The sequence below is a fragment of the Amycolatopsis sp. genome (assembly GCF_035546795.1).
Lineage (GTDB): Bacteria > Actinomycetota > Actinomycetes > Mycobacteriales > Pseudonocardiaceae > Amycolatopsis_E.
On the sequence record NZ_DASZWC010000004.1, the window covers coordinates 1 to 14,291 of the forward strand.

12 protein-coding genes and 1 pseudogene are annotated in these 14,291 nt (G+C 69.2%); 4 read left to right on the top strand and 9 right to left on the bottom strand.

Annotated elements, in window-relative coordinates; genetic code table 11:
* A pseudogene (locus VHD82_RS05155) lies at window positions 1-244 on the top strand (LLM class flavin-dependent oxidoreductase); the annotation flags it as partial.
* A 345-nt stretch (window positions 245-589) separates the two neighbouring features.
* Here the strand turns inward: VHD82_RS05155 and VHD82_RS05160 are convergent.
* The 3 genes from VHD82_RS05160 to VHD82_RS05170 form a co-directional block, all read right to left on the bottom strand.
* A complete protein-coding gene (locus VHD82_RS05160) occupies window positions 590-3,397 on the bottom strand; it encodes a vitamin B12-dependent ribonucleotide reductase (RefSeq protein WP_325697529.1) in 2,808 nt (935 codons plus the stop codon).
* A 28-nt stretch (window positions 3,398-3,425) separates the two neighbouring features.
* On the bottom strand, window positions 3,426-3,896 hold the full coding sequence (gene nrdR, locus VHD82_RS05165) for a transcriptional regulator NrdR (RefSeq protein ID WP_325697531.1): 471 nt from the start codon (window positions 3,894-3,896) through the stop codon (window positions 3,426-3,428).
* Window positions 3,897-4,431: 535 nt separating this feature from the next.
* Window positions 4,432-4,893 carry a LysM peptidoglycan-binding domain-containing protein gene (locus tag VHD82_RS05170; RefSeq protein ID WP_325697533.1) on the bottom strand — a complete coding sequence of 154 codons (462 nt, stop codon included), beginning with the start codon at window positions 4,891-4,893 and terminating at the stop codon, window positions 4,432-4,434.
* A gap of 263 nt (window positions 4,894-5,156) precedes the next feature.
* Here VHD82_RS05170 and lexA point away from each other — a divergent pair, with 263 nt between their 5' ends.
* Window positions 5,157-5,876, top strand: a complete 720-nt coding sequence (gene lexA / locus VHD82_RS05175) for a transcriptional repressor LexA (protein ID WP_325697535.1) — start codon at window positions 5,157-5,159, stop codon at window positions 5,874-5,876.
* A gap of 48 nt (window positions 5,877-5,924) precedes the next feature.
* On the opposite strand, the gene VHD82_RS05180 is transcribed toward lexA, so the two are convergent.
* From VHD82_RS05180 to VHD82_RS05190, 3 genes are all read right to left on the bottom strand, one after another.
* Window positions 5,925-6,941 (bottom strand): hypothetical protein, encoded by a 1,017-nt coding sequence (locus VHD82_RS05180; RefSeq protein WP_414637451.1) that lies wholly within the window; start codon window positions 6,939-6,941, stop codon window positions 5,925-5,927.
* Between the two features lie 20 nt (window positions 6,942-6,961).
* Window positions 6,962-8,392: a GTPase HflX gene (gene hflX / locus VHD82_RS05185; protein ID WP_325697537.1), complete on the bottom strand. Its 1,431-nt coding sequence runs from the start codon at window positions 8,390-8,392 to the stop codon at window positions 6,962-6,964.
* A gap of 117 nt (window positions 8,393-8,509) precedes the next feature.
* Window positions 8,510-9,010, bottom strand: coding sequence for a winged helix-turn-helix domain-containing protein (locus tag VHD82_RS05190; protein ID WP_325697539.1), 501 nt, complete (start codon window positions 9,008-9,010; stop codon window positions 8,510-8,512).
* Between the two features lie 62 nt (window positions 9,011-9,072).
* On the opposite strand from VHD82_RS05190, the gene VHD82_RS05195 reads away from it, so the two are divergent.
* Window positions 9,073-10,314: an MFS transporter gene (locus VHD82_RS05195; RefSeq protein WP_325697541.1), complete on the top strand. Its 1,242-nt coding sequence runs from the start codon at window positions 9,073-9,075 to the stop codon at window positions 10,312-10,314.
* On the opposite strand, the gene dapF is transcribed toward VHD82_RS05195, so the two are convergent.
* The 3 genes from dapF to VHD82_RS05210 are packed head-to-tail and all read right to left on the bottom strand — an operon-like array spanning window position 10,305 to window position 12,703.
* Entirely contained in the window at window positions 10,305-11,126 is an 822-nt protein-coding gene (gene dapF / locus VHD82_RS05200; protein ID WP_325697543.1) for a diaminopimelate epimerase, read from the bottom strand. The genes VHD82_RS05195 and dapF overlap by 10 nt on opposite strands.
* A 9-nt stretch (window positions 11,127-11,135) precedes the next feature.
* Complete coding sequence (gene miaA, locus VHD82_RS05205) at window positions 11,136-12,035, bottom strand: tRNA (adenosine(37)-N6)-dimethylallyltransferase MiaA (RefSeq protein ID WP_325697991.1); 900 nt, start codon at window positions 12,033-12,035, stop codon at window positions 11,136-11,138.
* Window positions 12,032-12,703: a hypothetical protein gene (locus VHD82_RS05210; protein WP_325697545.1), complete on the bottom strand. Its 672-nt coding sequence runs from the start codon at window positions 12,701-12,703 to the stop codon at window positions 12,032-12,034. Before VHD82_RS05210 ends, miaA begins: the two co-directional genes overlap by 4 nt.
* 263 nt (window positions 12,704-12,966) lie before the next feature.
* Between VHD82_RS05210 and VHD82_RS05215 the strand changes: the two genes are divergently transcribed.
* The gene (locus VHD82_RS05215; RefSeq protein ID WP_325697547.1) at window positions 12,967-14,280 is read left to right on the top strand and encodes a DUF349 domain-containing protein; all 1,314 of its coding nucleotides are present in this window, start codon (window positions 12,967-12,969) and stop codon (window positions 14,278-14,280) included.
* Window positions 14,281-14,291 lie beyond the last annotated feature (11 nt).

Genomic DNA, 14,291 nt, shown 5'->3' on the forward strand with positions numbered 1-14,291 from the left:
CATGCTCGGCAACCCGTCCTACGCGGCGACTGTGAGCCGGCTGGGCTACGCGGCCGAGGCGGACGACCGGCTGGTGGACGCGCTCTTTGCCCACAGCGGGCCGGAGTCGGTGGTGGCGAAGGTGCGCGAGCATCTCGCCGCCGGAGCCGATCACGTCACGCTGCTGCTGTCGATCGGCACCGAATTCGCCGCAGGCATCGAACAGCTGGAGCGACTCGCGCCCGCGCTGGCCGAACTGGAGTAGTTCCGCGGATCCTGCCGACGCCATTCACGCGCCGGGTTTGTCGAGGAAAGCCTTTGATCCTGTCGCACCCGCCAGCGCGGTTCTGCTTGTCACTGGCCCATCTCCCGTGTCCGAGCAAGTGGGGTGCCGCCCTATTTGGATGGGCCACGCCGCACCGCCACTTCCCACGTTGGCGAGCGCCATCGGGCTGGCGAAAGAACGGGAACCGGACGCCGAGGCGCAGGCGGAGCGGCTGCTCGATCTTGCCCTCAATCGCGTGCGACCCGCGGGTCTGCCCAGGCACTGAACGTGATGTGGAGGCCGGCCGCCGGCCGGCCTCCACATCACGTCAAGCGAAACCGTCCGTCAGCTGCAGCCGGAGGTCGCGCCGCAGCCCTCGCAGGCGTAGCACGAACCGGCGGGACGCATCTTCGTGCCGCAGGTCATGCACAGCGGGGCGTCGTTCGCCTTGCCCAGGTGCAGCTCCATCAGCTCGGCGGTGCTGTGCGCCGGCGCCGACTCGATCTCGGCCTTCGCCGGGGTGGAGTCCACGGTGCTGCGCATGGTCTCGAGATCCATGCTCTCCGGTTCCGCCGCGGCGGAACCGCCGTACTCGGCCTCGACCTGCGCGGTGCGCTCCGCGGCCGTGAAAATGCCCAGCTGCGAACGCTTCTCGTACGGCAGGTAGTCCAGCGCCAGCCTGCGGAACAGGTAGTCCAGCACGCTGGTGGCGATCCGGATGTCGGGGTCATCGGTCATGCCCGCCGGCTCGAAGCGCAGGTTCGAGAACTTCGAGACGTAGAACTCCAGCGGGATCCCGTACTGCAGGCCCACCGAGATCGACATCGAGAACGCGTCCATCACACCGGCCAGGGTGGAGCCCTGCTTGCCCAGCTTCACGAAGATCTCGCCCAGCCCGTCGTCCGGGTAGGACCCGGCGTGCAGGTAACCCTCGGCGCCACCGACGGTGAACGACAGGGTCTGGCTCGGGCGCTTCTTCGGCAGCCGCTTGCGGACCGGCTTGTACTCGACGACCTTCTCGGGCTCGGCCTGCGCCTCCGGCTTCTTCGCGGTGGACAGCGGCTGGCCGACCTTGCAGTTGTCGCGGTAGATCGCGAGCGCCTTCAGGCCCAGCTTCCAGCCTTCGAAGTAGATCTCCTCGACCTCTTCGACGGTGGCCGACTCCGGCATGTTCACCGTCTTGGAGATCGCGCCCGAGATGAACGGCTGCACCGCGGCCATCATCCGGACGTGGCCCATCGGCTGGATGGAGCGCTCACCGACCGCGCAGTCGAACACTTCGTAGTGCTCCGGGCGCAGGCCCGGCGCGTCCACGACGTGCCCGTGCTGGGCGATGAACTCGACGATCGCCTCGATCTGCTCGTCCTGGTAGCCCAGCGACTTGAGCGCGCGCGGCACGGTCTGGTTCACGATCTGCATCGACCCGCCGCCGACCAGCTTCTTGAACTTGACCAGCGAGAAGTCCGGCTCGATACCGGTCGTGTCGCAGTCCATCATGAAGCCGATGGTGCCGGTGGGGGCGAGCACGCTGGCCTGCGCGTTGCGCCAGCCGTTCTTGCCACCGATCTCGATACCGCGCTGCCACTCCCTGGTGGCCACATTGCGGATCGCCACGTCGTTGGCGTGCATCGTGCGGATCGCGTCGTTGGCACTCGCGTGCTTGCGCATGACCCGCTGGTGCGCCTCGGCATTACGGGCGTAACCCTCGTACGCGCCGACGACACCGGCCAGCTCCGCCGAACGACGGTAGGAGACGCCGGTCATCAGCGAGGTGATCGCCGCGGCCAGCGCGCGGCCGCCGTCGGAGTCATACGCGTGACCGGTGGCCATCAGCAGCGCGCCCAGGTTCGCGTAGCCGATACCCAGCTGGCGGAACTTGCGGGTGGTGTCACCGATCGCCTCGGTGGGGAAGTCCGCGAAGCAGATCGAGATGTCCATCGCGGTGATGACGAACTCGACCGCCTTGACGAACAGCCCGGCGTCGAAGGTGCCGTCGTCCTTCAGGAACTTCAGCAGGTTCAGCGAGGCCAGGTTGCAGCTGGAGTTGTCCAGGTGCATGTATTCGCTGCACGGGTTCGACGCGGTGATCCGGCCCGACTCGGGGCAGGTGTGCCAGTCGTTGATCGTGCTGTCGTACTGGATGCCGGGGTCGGCGCACTCCCACGCCGCCTGCGCCATCGAGCGGAACAGCTTCTTCGCGTCGGTGGTGTCGATGACCTCGCCGGTGAGCCGGGCGCGCAAGCCGAACTCGGAGTTCGACTCGACGGCACGCATGAACTCGTCGTTGACGCGGACCGAGTTGTTCGCGTTCTGGTACTGCACCGAGTGGATGTCCGCGCCCGAGAGGTCCATGTCGAACCCGGCGTCGCGCAGGACCTTGATCTTCTCTTCCTCACGCGCCTTGGTGGAGATGAACTCCTCGATGTCCGGGTGGTCGACGTCGAGCACGACCATCTTCGCCGCGCGGCGGGTGGCGCCACCGGACTTGATGGTGCCCGCCGACGCGTCGGCGCCGCGCATGAACGAGACGGGCCCGGACGCGGTGCCACCGGAGGAGAGCAGCTCCTTGGAGGACCGGATGCGCGAGAGGTTCAGGCCCGCGCCGGAACCGCCCTTGAAGATCAGGCCCTCTTCCTTGTACCAGTTGAGGATCGAGTCCATGTTGTCGTCGACCGCGAGGATGAAGCAGGCGCTGACCTGCTGCTTCGAGGTGGTGCCGACGTTGAACCAGACTGGCGAGTTGAAGCTGAACACCTGGTGCAGCAGCATCCAGGTGAGCTCGTGCTCGAAGATCTCCGCGTCACCGGCGGTACCGAAGTAGCCGTTGTCGGTGCCCGCCTTGACGTAGGTCTTCACGACCCGGTCGATCAGCTGCTTGAGGCTGTTCTCGCGCTGCGGGCTGCCGACCGCGCCGCGGAAGTACTTGCTGGTGACGATGTTGGTGGCGTTCACCGACCAGAACCCGGGGAACTCGACCCCGCGCTGCTCGAAGTTGACCGAACCGTCACGCCAGTTGGTCATCACCACATCGCGCTGTTCCCAGTTCACCTCGTCATAGGGGTGCACGCCCTCGGTGGTGAACACGCGCTCGACGGTGAGCCCGCGCTTGCCCCTCTTAGCGCTCTTACTGCCTGTCGCCACGGTCTCCGTCATGGTCTCCCTCTCCCGCCGTGCGACGAGTTCACTCGTCTTCCGCTGCCGATTCCGCCACGGCCTGGCGTAGGTCCGCTATCTCCTTCTCGAAGTCCTCCACGGACGAGAAGGAGCGGTAGACGCTGGCGAACCGGAGGTACGCGACCTCGTCGAGTTCGCGGAGCGGCCCGAGGATGGCGAGACCGACCTCGTGACTCGGGATCTCCGCTACGCCAGCGGAGCGGATCGATTCCTCGACCCGCTGTGCGAGTTGTTGCAGGGCGTCGTCGTCGACCGGCCTGCCCTGGCAGGCCCGGCGCACGCCCCGGACCACCTTGTCCCTGCTGAACTGCTCGGTGACCCCGGAACGCTTGACGACGGCGAGCACCATCGTCTCCGAGGTGGTGAACCGGCGTCCGCACGCAGAACAAGACCTGCGCCGGCGGATCGCCTGGCCCTCGTCCACCTCTCGGGAGTCGACGACCCGGGAGTCGGCATGGCGGCAGAACGGGCACCGCATCGACCGAACACCTTCCCTTTCCCGTCGTTTCCCGCCGATACCCATCCCGCCACGCAACGGGGCCGATCTGGTGATCAACTTGTGGACATCCGGTGGGCAAGCACCGACCAACTGTGGATAACTCGCTCTAGTCTACCCCAACTTGTGGACCAACTACAGCCGTGTAACTACTAGATATAGCGGTTGACCTTAGATCGCACGCGGGCGGGGTGCAAGGAACCCAAGCGGGTGAAGTCCGTGTCGCGAAACACCCGGACAGTGCTTCACGGCGGTCCGGTGGCCGGGCGGGCACACGCGGCGACATGGGGATGTGGCCTCTCGGGTCACCACAGGCGGTGGGCGCACGCTCGCGAACGAGGGCGCGAAGCAGTCTCGGATTTCACCCGGCGGGGGCGAACCGGCGGGGGCGAACCGGCCGTGCCGGCACGCGGCAACGCCGGGCGGGTCGGAAGTCAGTCGAACTCGAACTCATGGCGCGCGGAACACGCGTCGGACCACGAACCGCGAACACCTTGTCCCGCAAAGGAAGGCGGCCTCAGGAACCGGCCGGAGCCGCCACCGGCACGGTCAGCGGCAGGCCGGGCACGACCACCGCGTCACTCAGGCTGTTCAGCTGTTCGATGCGGGCCACCACCGCGTCGGCGTCCGACCCCGGCGCGTACTGCCTGGCGACGTCCCACAGACTCTGCCCCTGGCCGACCGTGACGGTGGCCGTACGTTCCGGCACGGCGGCCGACATGCCCTGGGCGAAAACACCCAAACCGGTGATGACGAGCGCCGCGGCGATGGCGAGCGCGGCAAGCCACGGCCAGCGCGGCATGACCCTGCGCGGCGCGCAGGCCGGCACCTGCGGACGCCGCCGGCCCGCGACGACCCGCGCACGCGTGGGCGGACGGCGCGTCTCCCCCGGGCGCCGGACGCGGACGGGCCGGTGCACGTGCGGCCGTTCTTGCGTGACGTGCCCGGTGACCGGGTCTCCATCCAGCAGAACCGACATGGCGGAACCTCCTCACGGTCTCGCCGACCGGACCGGGCACCCTGCCCGTCAGGTCGAACATCCGTTCTATCGAACCTCTGCGCGAATGTGTACCACCAGGGTCCGACAAAATCGAGAGGCACCCGGCGTGTCGCTCGAACAGTTGTTTGATGTTCGGGCTCCGGTGGACTACCGTGGGTGACCGGAACAAGGCGATACGCGCCGGTGCGCAGGTCCACGGCCCGGCACCGGAACGCGAAGCCCGACGGCTGGGAGGCAGCACCATGACAGACACCGACGAGACGGTTCCGCGCAGGCCGGGCGGCCGGTTCGGCGACGTGCACCCGCTCCCCGCCCCCGAGGACGTCGAGGAGGGGCTCAGTCCCCGGCAGCAGCAGGTGCTGGAGGTCATCCGGGCCTGGGTCGACCGCTTCGGCTACCCGCCCAGCGTGCGCGAGATCGGCGAGGCGGTCGGGCTGACCTCCACGTCCTCGGTGTCCCACCAGCTGCGCTCCCTGCAGCGCAAGGGTTACCTGCGCCGGGACGCGAACCGGCCGCGTGCCGTGGGTGTACTCACTGCCGCCGCCGAGAACGCGGCGCGGATCGGGCGCACCGAGGGTGACATGCCCAAACCCGCGTATGTGCCGGTGGTCGGCCGGATCGCGGCCGGTGGCCCGGTGCTGGCGGAGCAGTCCATCGAGGACGTGTTCCCGCTGCCGAAGGACATCGTCGGCGAGGGCGAGGTGTTCCTGCTCAAGGTCACCGGTGACTCGATGATCGATGCGGCGATCACCGACGGCGACTGGGTCGCGGTCCGTCAGCAGCCCACCGCGAACAACGGGGAGATCGTCGCCGCGATGATCGAGGGCGAGGCCACGGTCAAGACGTTCAAGCGCCGTGGCGGGCACGTCTGGCTGCTGCCGCACAACGAGGCGTACGAGCCCATCCCCGGTGACGACGCCAGCATCCTGGGCAAGGTCGTGGCGGTTCTGCGGCGCCTTTGACAGACTGCGCCGCCGCGCCGGAAACGATCTTTGGCACAGGAGTGCGAATCATTTTCCGAAACGGTGGCGCAGTTTCGTCCAGGCGAACACCGCCGCGCCGGCAATGCACACGGCGAGCACGAGCCCCGGCAATAGGCCCATACCACCCGACGAGCCCCCCGAGCCGCTGCTTGCCTCCCCACCCGCGGCCGGGGCGGCCGTCGTGGCGGGTGTGACCAGGGCCGTGGCTCCGTGCACGGCGCGAATCGGCTGGCCGATCCCTTCGCTCCCGGAAAGCAGCGTGCCGTCCGGTTCGAACGCGATCGCCTCGCCCTGCTGTTCGTTCGGCAACGGGATCCGCACCGGAGTCCGGCCCAGCGCCGCGAGCGCATCCCCGTCCGGCGCCGGGTACAGGTAGGCGTCGGTGTAGGTCCGCAGCGCCACCACGGTGCCGTCCGCGCTGATCGCGCCCCCGGTGACGAGCACGGTGCCGAAGCCGGCGACCGGCCCGCCCGGGGTGTCGGTGGCCCGGAAATTCAAGGAACCCACCTTCTCCAGCGCAGTGGGGCCGGGGCTGGCCAGCGCCGCCTTCGGCCGGTACACGCCGGAATCGCCGAACGGGGATTTCGTGACCAGGTACGGGGTGCCGGTGCGGTCCAGCAGCAGCGCCTCGGTGTCATGCTGCCCGTCGGGATAGGTCAGCCGGTACACGGTGGTCTTGCCCTGCGGAGTGACAGCGAGCAGCGCCACGGTCTCGCGCTTCTTGTCGTTGTCCCCGGTGTCGGAAAGCCACAAGGTGCCGTCGGACGAGCGTGCGAGATCCTCGACGTCGTACGGGTCGGTGGCGTTGGTGATCACCTTCTGCACCGAGCAGTCCCGGCCCAGCACGAACACCTGCACCTTGGTGCCGCCGTCGTTGATCGCATACCACCGCTGCCCGTCGCTGACCAGACCCGACAGCTCGTTGAGCCGCTTGTCGGTCACCTTGCAGACATCGGTGGCCCCCTCCGCCGCCGAAGCCGGCGCCGCCAGCGCCAGAATCCCGCACAGGACAAGGAACAGGGGCGCGCAGCGGCGGAGGATCACCAGGCCGACATTACCGAGCCCTAAGCCGGTGAGCCGTTCACGACATACGACCCCAGAGCGGACGCGAGATCCGGGCGGACGCGCGCGGTGAGCCTCGTGCCCTCGGGCAGATGTTCCTCGGCGAGCACCTCACCGTCCGCGTGCATCCGGGCCACCAGCTCGCCGCGGGTGTACGGCACCAGGGCTTCGACCGTGACCTCCGGCCGCGGCAGGCGCTCCGAAAGCACCTCGACCAGCTCGGTCACGCCCTTGCCGGTGCGCGCGGAAACCACCACCGCGTCGGGCAGCAGATGCCGCAGCCGGACCAGCGACAGCTCGTCGGCCGTGTCCGCCTTGTTGATCACGATCAGCTCGGGTGGCAGTGCCCCGGCCCGGTTCCGGCCGATGTCGGCCAGCACCTCGCGCACCGCGTTGACCTGTTCCTCCGGCGCCGGATCGGAACCGTCCACCACGTGCAGCAGCAGATCCGCGTCGGCCGCTTCGTCCAAAGTGGACCGGAACGCGTCGACCAGCTGGTGCGGCAGGTGCCGCACGAAACCGACCGTGTCGGTCAGCGTGTACGTGCGCCCGTCCGGCGCGGTGGCGCGCCTCGTCGTCGGGTCCAGGGTGGCGAACAGCGCGTTCTCCACCAGCACGCCCGCGCCGGTGATGGCGTTGAGCAGACTGGACTTGCCGGCGTTGGTGTAGCCGACGATCGCCACGCTCGGCACCTCGTTGGCGACGCGGCGGCCGCGCTTGGTGCCCCGGATCGTGTCCATCGCCGCGATCTCGCGGCGCAGCTTGGCGACCCGCTTGTTGATCCGCCTGCGGTCGGTCTCCAGCTTGGTCTCACCGGGACCACGCAGGCCGACACCGCCGTTGGCGCCACCGGCACGGCCACCCGCCTGCCGGGACAGCGATTCACCCCAGCCGCGCAGCCGCGGGATGAGGTACTGGAGCTGGGCCAGCTCGACCTGCGCCTTGCCCTCCTTGGAGCGCGCGTGCTGGGCGAAGATGTCCAGGATCAGCGCCGTCCGGTCGATCACCTTGACCTTGAGCCGCGCTTCCAGCTGACGCAGCTGGCCAGGCGAGAGCTCGCCGTCGCAGATCACCGTGTCGGCACCGGTGGCCACCACGATGTCGAACAGCTCGCGCACCTTGCCCGAACCGATGTACGTGGCCGGATCCGGCTTGTCGCGCCGCTGCACGATGCCTTCGAGCACCTCGGACCCGGCCGTCTCGGCCAGCCGGGCGAGCTCCGCCAGCGAGGCCTGGGACTGGGTCGCGGTGCCCGCGGTCCACACGCCGACGAGGACCACGCGTTCGAGGCGCAGTTGCCGGTATTCGACCTCGGTGATGTCCGCCAGTTCGGTGGACAGTCCGGCCACGCGCCTGAGCGAGGCGCGGTCCTCCAGCTCCAGCTCGCCGATCGACGGGTCTTCGCGAAAGTCTGTGTGTGTCAGTTCTGTCATCGTCCCTTCAGTGTTGATGCGGGGTCCCGCTCCCACCGGTCCTCCGGCCCGAACGCTCCTGCGTCGCGCACGCTCTGGTCCCCATGGTCCCACGATTCACAGGAGATTCCGAACCCATTACCGGCTCGGGTAGGTCGCGACGTAGATCGCGGTGCGGTCGCCGGACGTCGTGTCCGAGCGCCGGCGGAACTCTTCGAGCAGGTCTTGCAGGCGATCCTTGAACTCCCGCAGGTCCTCGTTCGGCACCTGCACGACGAGCCTGGTCTGGCTGACTTCGTCGATCGGCACTTCGGCGATCTCGGCGAGATAGGCCTCCAACATCGCCTCGGCGACGACCTTCTCGTGGCCCACCCCGGACAGGTGCCAGGACAGTCCGCTGGACAGGTACGGGATCTCCTTGGCGCCACGATTGCCCCGCCGGGCCGGCTGCGGCACCAGGAATCCGGTATCCACCAGCTTGCGCACGTGGTGCAACGTCGTGGCGGGATCCCGGCCCAGACGCTCCGCGAGTTCCTTGTTCGTCAGCGCCTCCGCATAGGTCAACCGGATGATCCGCAGCCGTATTCCGGAGGCCAGCGCGCTCGCCTCGGCCTCGGTCGCCTGCCTTCGCGTCTTCACGGGTCAAGCCTAGAGCGAAAAGTGATTGACGCTCTCCAATCACTCACGCGATGCTGAAACCCATGCGCCGCGACTCCCTGTGGTTCCACGCCGACTTCCGCCGACTCTGGGCGAGCAACACGGTCAGCCAGGCGGGCAACTTCGTGGGTCAGACGGTGATCCCGCTGCTCGCGGCCACCGTGCTGGCCGCAAGCCCGTTCCAGATGGGCCTGCTCACGGCGGCGGAGAACGCGGCGTTCCTGGTGATCGGCCTGCCCGCCGGGGTTTGGGTGGACCGGATGCGGCGCAGGCCGTTGATGCTGCGCGCGGATTTCGCCCGCGCGGGCCTGCTGCTGACCATCCCGATCGCCTGGTGGGCCGGGGTGCTCACGCTGGTGCAGCTGATCGTGGTGGCGCTGCTGGTCAGCGTCGGGACGGTGTTCTTCGACGTGTCCTACCAGTCGTACCTGCCGTCGTTGGTCGGGCGCGGGCAGTTACTGGAGGGCAACGCGAAACTCCAGGCGAGCCAGTCCACCGCGCAGGTCGTCGGTCCGGCCGCGGGCGGGGCGCTGACCCAGCTGGCCGGCGCGGCGAACGCGGTACTGGCGACCGGCCTCGGCTATCTGGTCTCAGGGCTGTTCCTGTTGCGCATCAAGGCGAACGAGCCCGAACCCGAACCACCCACCGGGGCGTCGCCGCGCGCGCAGATCGCCGAAGGGCTGCGTTTCGTTTTCGGCAACCGCACTTTGCGCGCGATCACCCTGTGCACCTCGACGGCGAACCTGGCCAACACGGTATTCATGTCGATGGAAATCCTTTACCTGAGCCGGAATCTCGGCTTCGGCTCGGCGACCGTCGGCGTGGTGCTCACCACGATGGGTCTCGGCGGCGTGGTCGGCGCGCTCACCGCGGGCTGGTGGACAAGGCATGTCGGGCAGGCGCGCTCGATCTGGCTGGTGCCACTGATCACCTGGCCCGCACAGGCGTTACTGCCGCTGACCCAGCCGGGCTGGGGGCCGTGGCTCGCCGGCGCGGGACTGGCGGTGATGTCCTACGGGGTCATCGTCTACAACGTGGCGCAGGTCAGCTACCGGCAGGCGATCTGCCCGGACCGGTTGCTGGGCCGGATGAACGCGACCGTGCGGTTCGTGGTGTGGGGCACGATGCCGCTGGGCGGGCTGCTCGGCGGCGCGCTCGGCGAATGGATCGGCGTGCGGAACACGCTCTGGGTGGCGTCCGCCGCGATCATCGTGCCGATGACGCCACTGCTGCTGTCACCGTTGCGGCGGCTGCGTGACATCCCGGCCGAGAACGTCTACGCCTGAGCGGCCCACCAGTTCTCGTCCAGCTCGCCGCGGGCCACGAACTCCGCGGGCCCGGTCAGCGTTGACTCGCCGCGCTCCATCGAAACCACGACCCTGCCGCCCGGGATGTCCACTGTGGACTCTCCGGTGTCGGTGCCTGCCAGGTGCAGCGCGGCGGCGACCGCGGCCACCGTGCCGGTGCCGCAAGAGCGCGTCTCGCCGACGCCACGCTCGTACACACGCATCCGCAACGCGCCTTCGCCGAGCAGGTTCACGAACTCCAGGTTCACGCCCTCGGGGAAGAAATCACTGTCGTAGCGCGGCTGTTCACGCAGATCGAGCCCGGCGACATCGTCGTCCACAATGGACACCAGATGCGGGTTGCCGACGTCGACCGCGACCCCGGAGAAGTTCCGGTCCCCCACCAGCGCGACGGAAGCGCCGTTGACGGTGGCCGGGCCCATCCGCACCGTGACCGAACCGTCCGGGTGCACGAGCACCGGCTTGTCCCCCGCCCGGCTGCCGACCACGAACTCGCGCCCGCGCACCAGCCCGGCGTCCACCAGGTAGCGCGCGAACACACGCATCCCGTTGCCGCACATCTCCGCCGGCGACCCGTCGGCGTTGCGGTAGTCCATGAACCACTCGCCTTCGGACGGCAGTCCGAGCGCCTCGCTCCGGATCACCCGGAGCACGCCGTCGGCCCCCAGCCCGCGCTGCCTGTCGCACAGCGCTGCGATGCGGCCCGCCGTCAGGTCGAGACCGCCGGCCGGATCGGGCAGCAGCACGAAGTCGTTCTGGGTGCCATGCCCTTTGAGGAACTCGATTGCCACCCGATCAGCCTACTGGGCGACCACGGACAGCACCTGTCCGGCCACATCCTGATCGCCACCGGGGAACCAGCGGATCCGGGCGTCGCGACGGAACCAGGATCGTTGCCTGCGAACGAATCGGCGCGTCGCCTGTTTCGTCGCGGCGGCCGCGGCGGCGAAATCGCCCGAACCGTCCAGCTCGGCAAGGACCTGTTGGTAGCCAAGCGCTCGCGACGCCGTTTTGCCCTCGCGCAGCCCACGGGCGGCGAGCGCCCGCACCTCGTCCACAAGCCCCGCCTCGAACATCCGGTCCACCCTCTGCTCGACGCGTTCGTCGAGTTCGGCGACTTCACGATCGATTCCGATCAGCACCGTGCCGTACCGCGGCGGGCCGGGTTGGGGCATGGTGGCGGAGAACGGCTGCCCGGTGATCTCGATGACCTCCAGCGCCCGCACCACACGCCGCGCGTTCGAGGGCAGGATCGCCGTTGCCGCGACGGGATCCAGCCGCGCGAGACGTTCGTGCAAGGCGACCGAGCCGACCTCGGCCGCCTCCGCGGCGAGGCGTGCGCGCACCGCCGGATCGGTGCCAGGGAAGCGCAGATCGTCGAGCACCGCCTGCACGTACAACCCGGAACCTCCGGTCAGCACGGGCACTTTGCCGTCGGCGAGCAGCCGTTCGACGATCGCGCGGGCGTCGCGCTGGTATGCGGCGACGGAGGCTGTTTCTGTCACATCGAGGATGTCGAGGAGATGGTGCGGAACGCCGCGCCGCTCTTCCACGGTCACCTTGGCCGTGCCGATGTCCATCCCGCGGTAGAGCTGCATGGCGTCGGCGTTGACCACCTCACCGCCGAGCTCCTTGGCGAGCGTAACGGCCAGCTCCGACTTACCGGTAGCGGTGGGGCCGACGACCGCTATCGCTTTCACCGTTCCCAAACCGCCACGTGGTAGCCGACGCCGAAGGGTGCGTCCGAATAGAGCAGCTCCGACCGCCAGCGGCCGCCGGTACCGGCGAGCACCTGCCACGGCACCAGGCCGCCCACGCCGAGTTCACCGGCCAGCACGGGGTCGATTTTCAGCAGGGTTTCCGCGTCCGCGGTCTCCAGCGCCTTCGCCACCTCGTCGTCGAACGCGGGCGCGCGCTCGTCCTCGCTGCCCGGGCTGCGGGGGCCGTGCCGGTTCGAACCATCGCCGAGCACCAGCAGACCGGTCGCCTCGGACTCACCGAGCAGCTTGCCGATCCGGGCGCAGTCGGCGGGCCCGGTGTCCCGCGCGACGAGATGCATTTCCACGGACCGCGCGCCGGCCTGTTCCCGCAACCAGCCCGCGACGAGCGCCGGCAACGGTAACGTGCTTTCCGTGGCCTCTTCGGCAAGCCGGACCCGCAGGTCGGCGCCGTACCCGCGGAAGCTCCCGACGGCGCCGGTGAGCACCAGGTCCTCGCTGTGCGCGGCGACCGCGATCCACCTGTCGCCGAGGCGCCGTACCGCGGCGAGGCAAGCCTCGCGCAACCCGGTCAATCGGGAATCGGGCCCAGGGGACAGCTCGGGCACCACCAGGGGAGGATGTGGCACCACGACGGCATGCGTGATCACACTGTTCGAGGTTACCGGGTGCGATCACGCCGCTCCCGCAGCAGGCGGGCACGTCGACGCAGCACCCGCAACAACCCAGCCACGACCACACCACACCCACAGCAGGCGCGCAGTAGAATCACCCGCTCCGACCACCTCACCGAGTACCACAAGCCGCGCTGAACTGCTTGAATGCTCCAGAGGTCGACACCCGCACCACCCGGCCCCACCCACCGGTGGGGCGCCCGCTCCTCCGGCGGGCCGACAGGCATAAGGAGCCTGCGATGGCCGACGAGACAGAGACCGGCACCCCGGCACCGCACAAGATGCCCCACGCGCACGCGCCGTCCGGCCACGACGCCCGGCCGGTGCCCCCGGCCGAACCCAACCCGGCTCGCTGGGGCCGGATCGACGACGAGGGCACCGTCTACGTGCGGACGGCGGACGGCGAACGCGCCGTGGGGGTCTGGCAGGCCGGCACTCCCGACGAGGGCTTGCTGCACTACGCGCGGCGGTTCGACGACATGCGTACCGAGGTCGAGCTGCTGGAGACGCGGCTGAACTCGGGCGCGGGCGACCCGAAGCACGCGCTGTCCACGGCCACCCAGCTGCGGGACGGGCTGGCCGACGCGGCTGTCGTCGGGGATCTCGCGGCTCTCGCGGCCCGGCTCGAACAGATCGTCGCGCACGCCGAGCGCGCGCTGGCGAACGCGAAGCACGAGCGTGAAGAGGCGCGGTCGGCCGCGATCGGCCGCAAGCAGGCCCTGGCCGAGGAAGCGGAGCAGATCGCCGCCGACTCCACCCAGTGGAAGGTGGCGGGCGACAGGCTGCGCGCGATCCTCGACGAGTGGAAGACCGTCAAGGGTGTCGACCGCAAGACCGACGACGAGCTGTGGAAGCGGTTCTCCAAGGCCCGCGAGTCGTTCAACCGGCGCCGCGGTTCGCATTTCGCGGAGCTGGACAAGCAGCGCGCGGCGGCGAAGGTGCGCAAGGAAGAGCTGATCGCCGAGGCCGAGTCACTGGTCGACTCCGAGGAGTGGGGCGCGACGGCCGGGCGCTACAAGGACCTGATGGCCGAGTGGAAGGCCGCGGGCCGAGCTCCGAAGGAAACGGACGACGCGCTGTGGCAGCGGTTCCGGGCCGCGCAGGACAAGTTCTTCGCACGCCGGTCGGCCGTGTTCTCCGAGCGGGATGCGGAGTTCGCGGAGAACGCCACGCAGAAGGAAGAGCTGCTCGCCGAGGCCGAGAAGATCGACCCGGCGGCGAACCTGGACTCGGCGAAGGCACACCTGCGGCGGTTGCAGGAGCAGTGGGACGAGATCGGCAAGGTGCCGCGGGAGCGGATCCGGGAGCTGGACGGCAGGCTCAAGGCGGTGCAGGACCGCATCCGCGAGGTGGAGGACAGCCGCTGGCGGCGCACCGACCCCGAGGCGCAGGCGCGCGTCGACCAGTTCCGGGAGCGGGTGCAGCAGTTCGAGTCGCAGGCCGCGAAGGCCCGTGCGGCGGGTGATGAGCGCCGTGCGAAGAAGGCCGACGAGCAGGCCGCGCAGTGGCGGGAGTGGATGGCAGCCGCGGAGCGCGCGGTCGCTGATCGCTGAGTAGTACTGAT

Coding starts and splice junctions, on each gene's coding strand:
- lexA (WP_325697535.1), top strand. CDS start 5,157: ATGACAGACACCGACGAGACGGTTCCGCGCAGGCCGGGCGGCCGGTTC.
- VHD82_RS05160 (WP_325697529.1), bottom strand. CDS start 3,397: ATGACGGAGACCGTGGCGACAGGCAGTAAGAGCGCTAAGAGGGGCAAG.
- VHD82_RS05195 (WP_325697541.1), top strand. CDS start 9,073: ATGCGCCGCGACTCCCTGTGGTTCCACGCCGACTTCCGCCGACTCTGG.
- hflX (WP_325697537.1), bottom strand. CDS start 8,392: ATGACAGAACTGACACACACAGACTTTCGCGAAGACCCGTCGATCGGC.
- nrdR (WP_325697531.1), bottom strand. CDS start 3,896: ATGCGGTGCCCGTTCTGCCGCCATGCCGACTCCCGGGTCGTCGACTCC.
- VHD82_RS05170 (WP_325697533.1), bottom strand. CDS start 4,893: ATGTCGGTTCTGCTGGATGGAGACCCGGTCACCGGGCACGTCACGCAA.
- VHD82_RS05215 (WP_325697547.1), top strand. CDS start 12,967: ATGGCCGACGAGACAGAGACCGGCACCCCGGCACCGCACAAGATGCCC.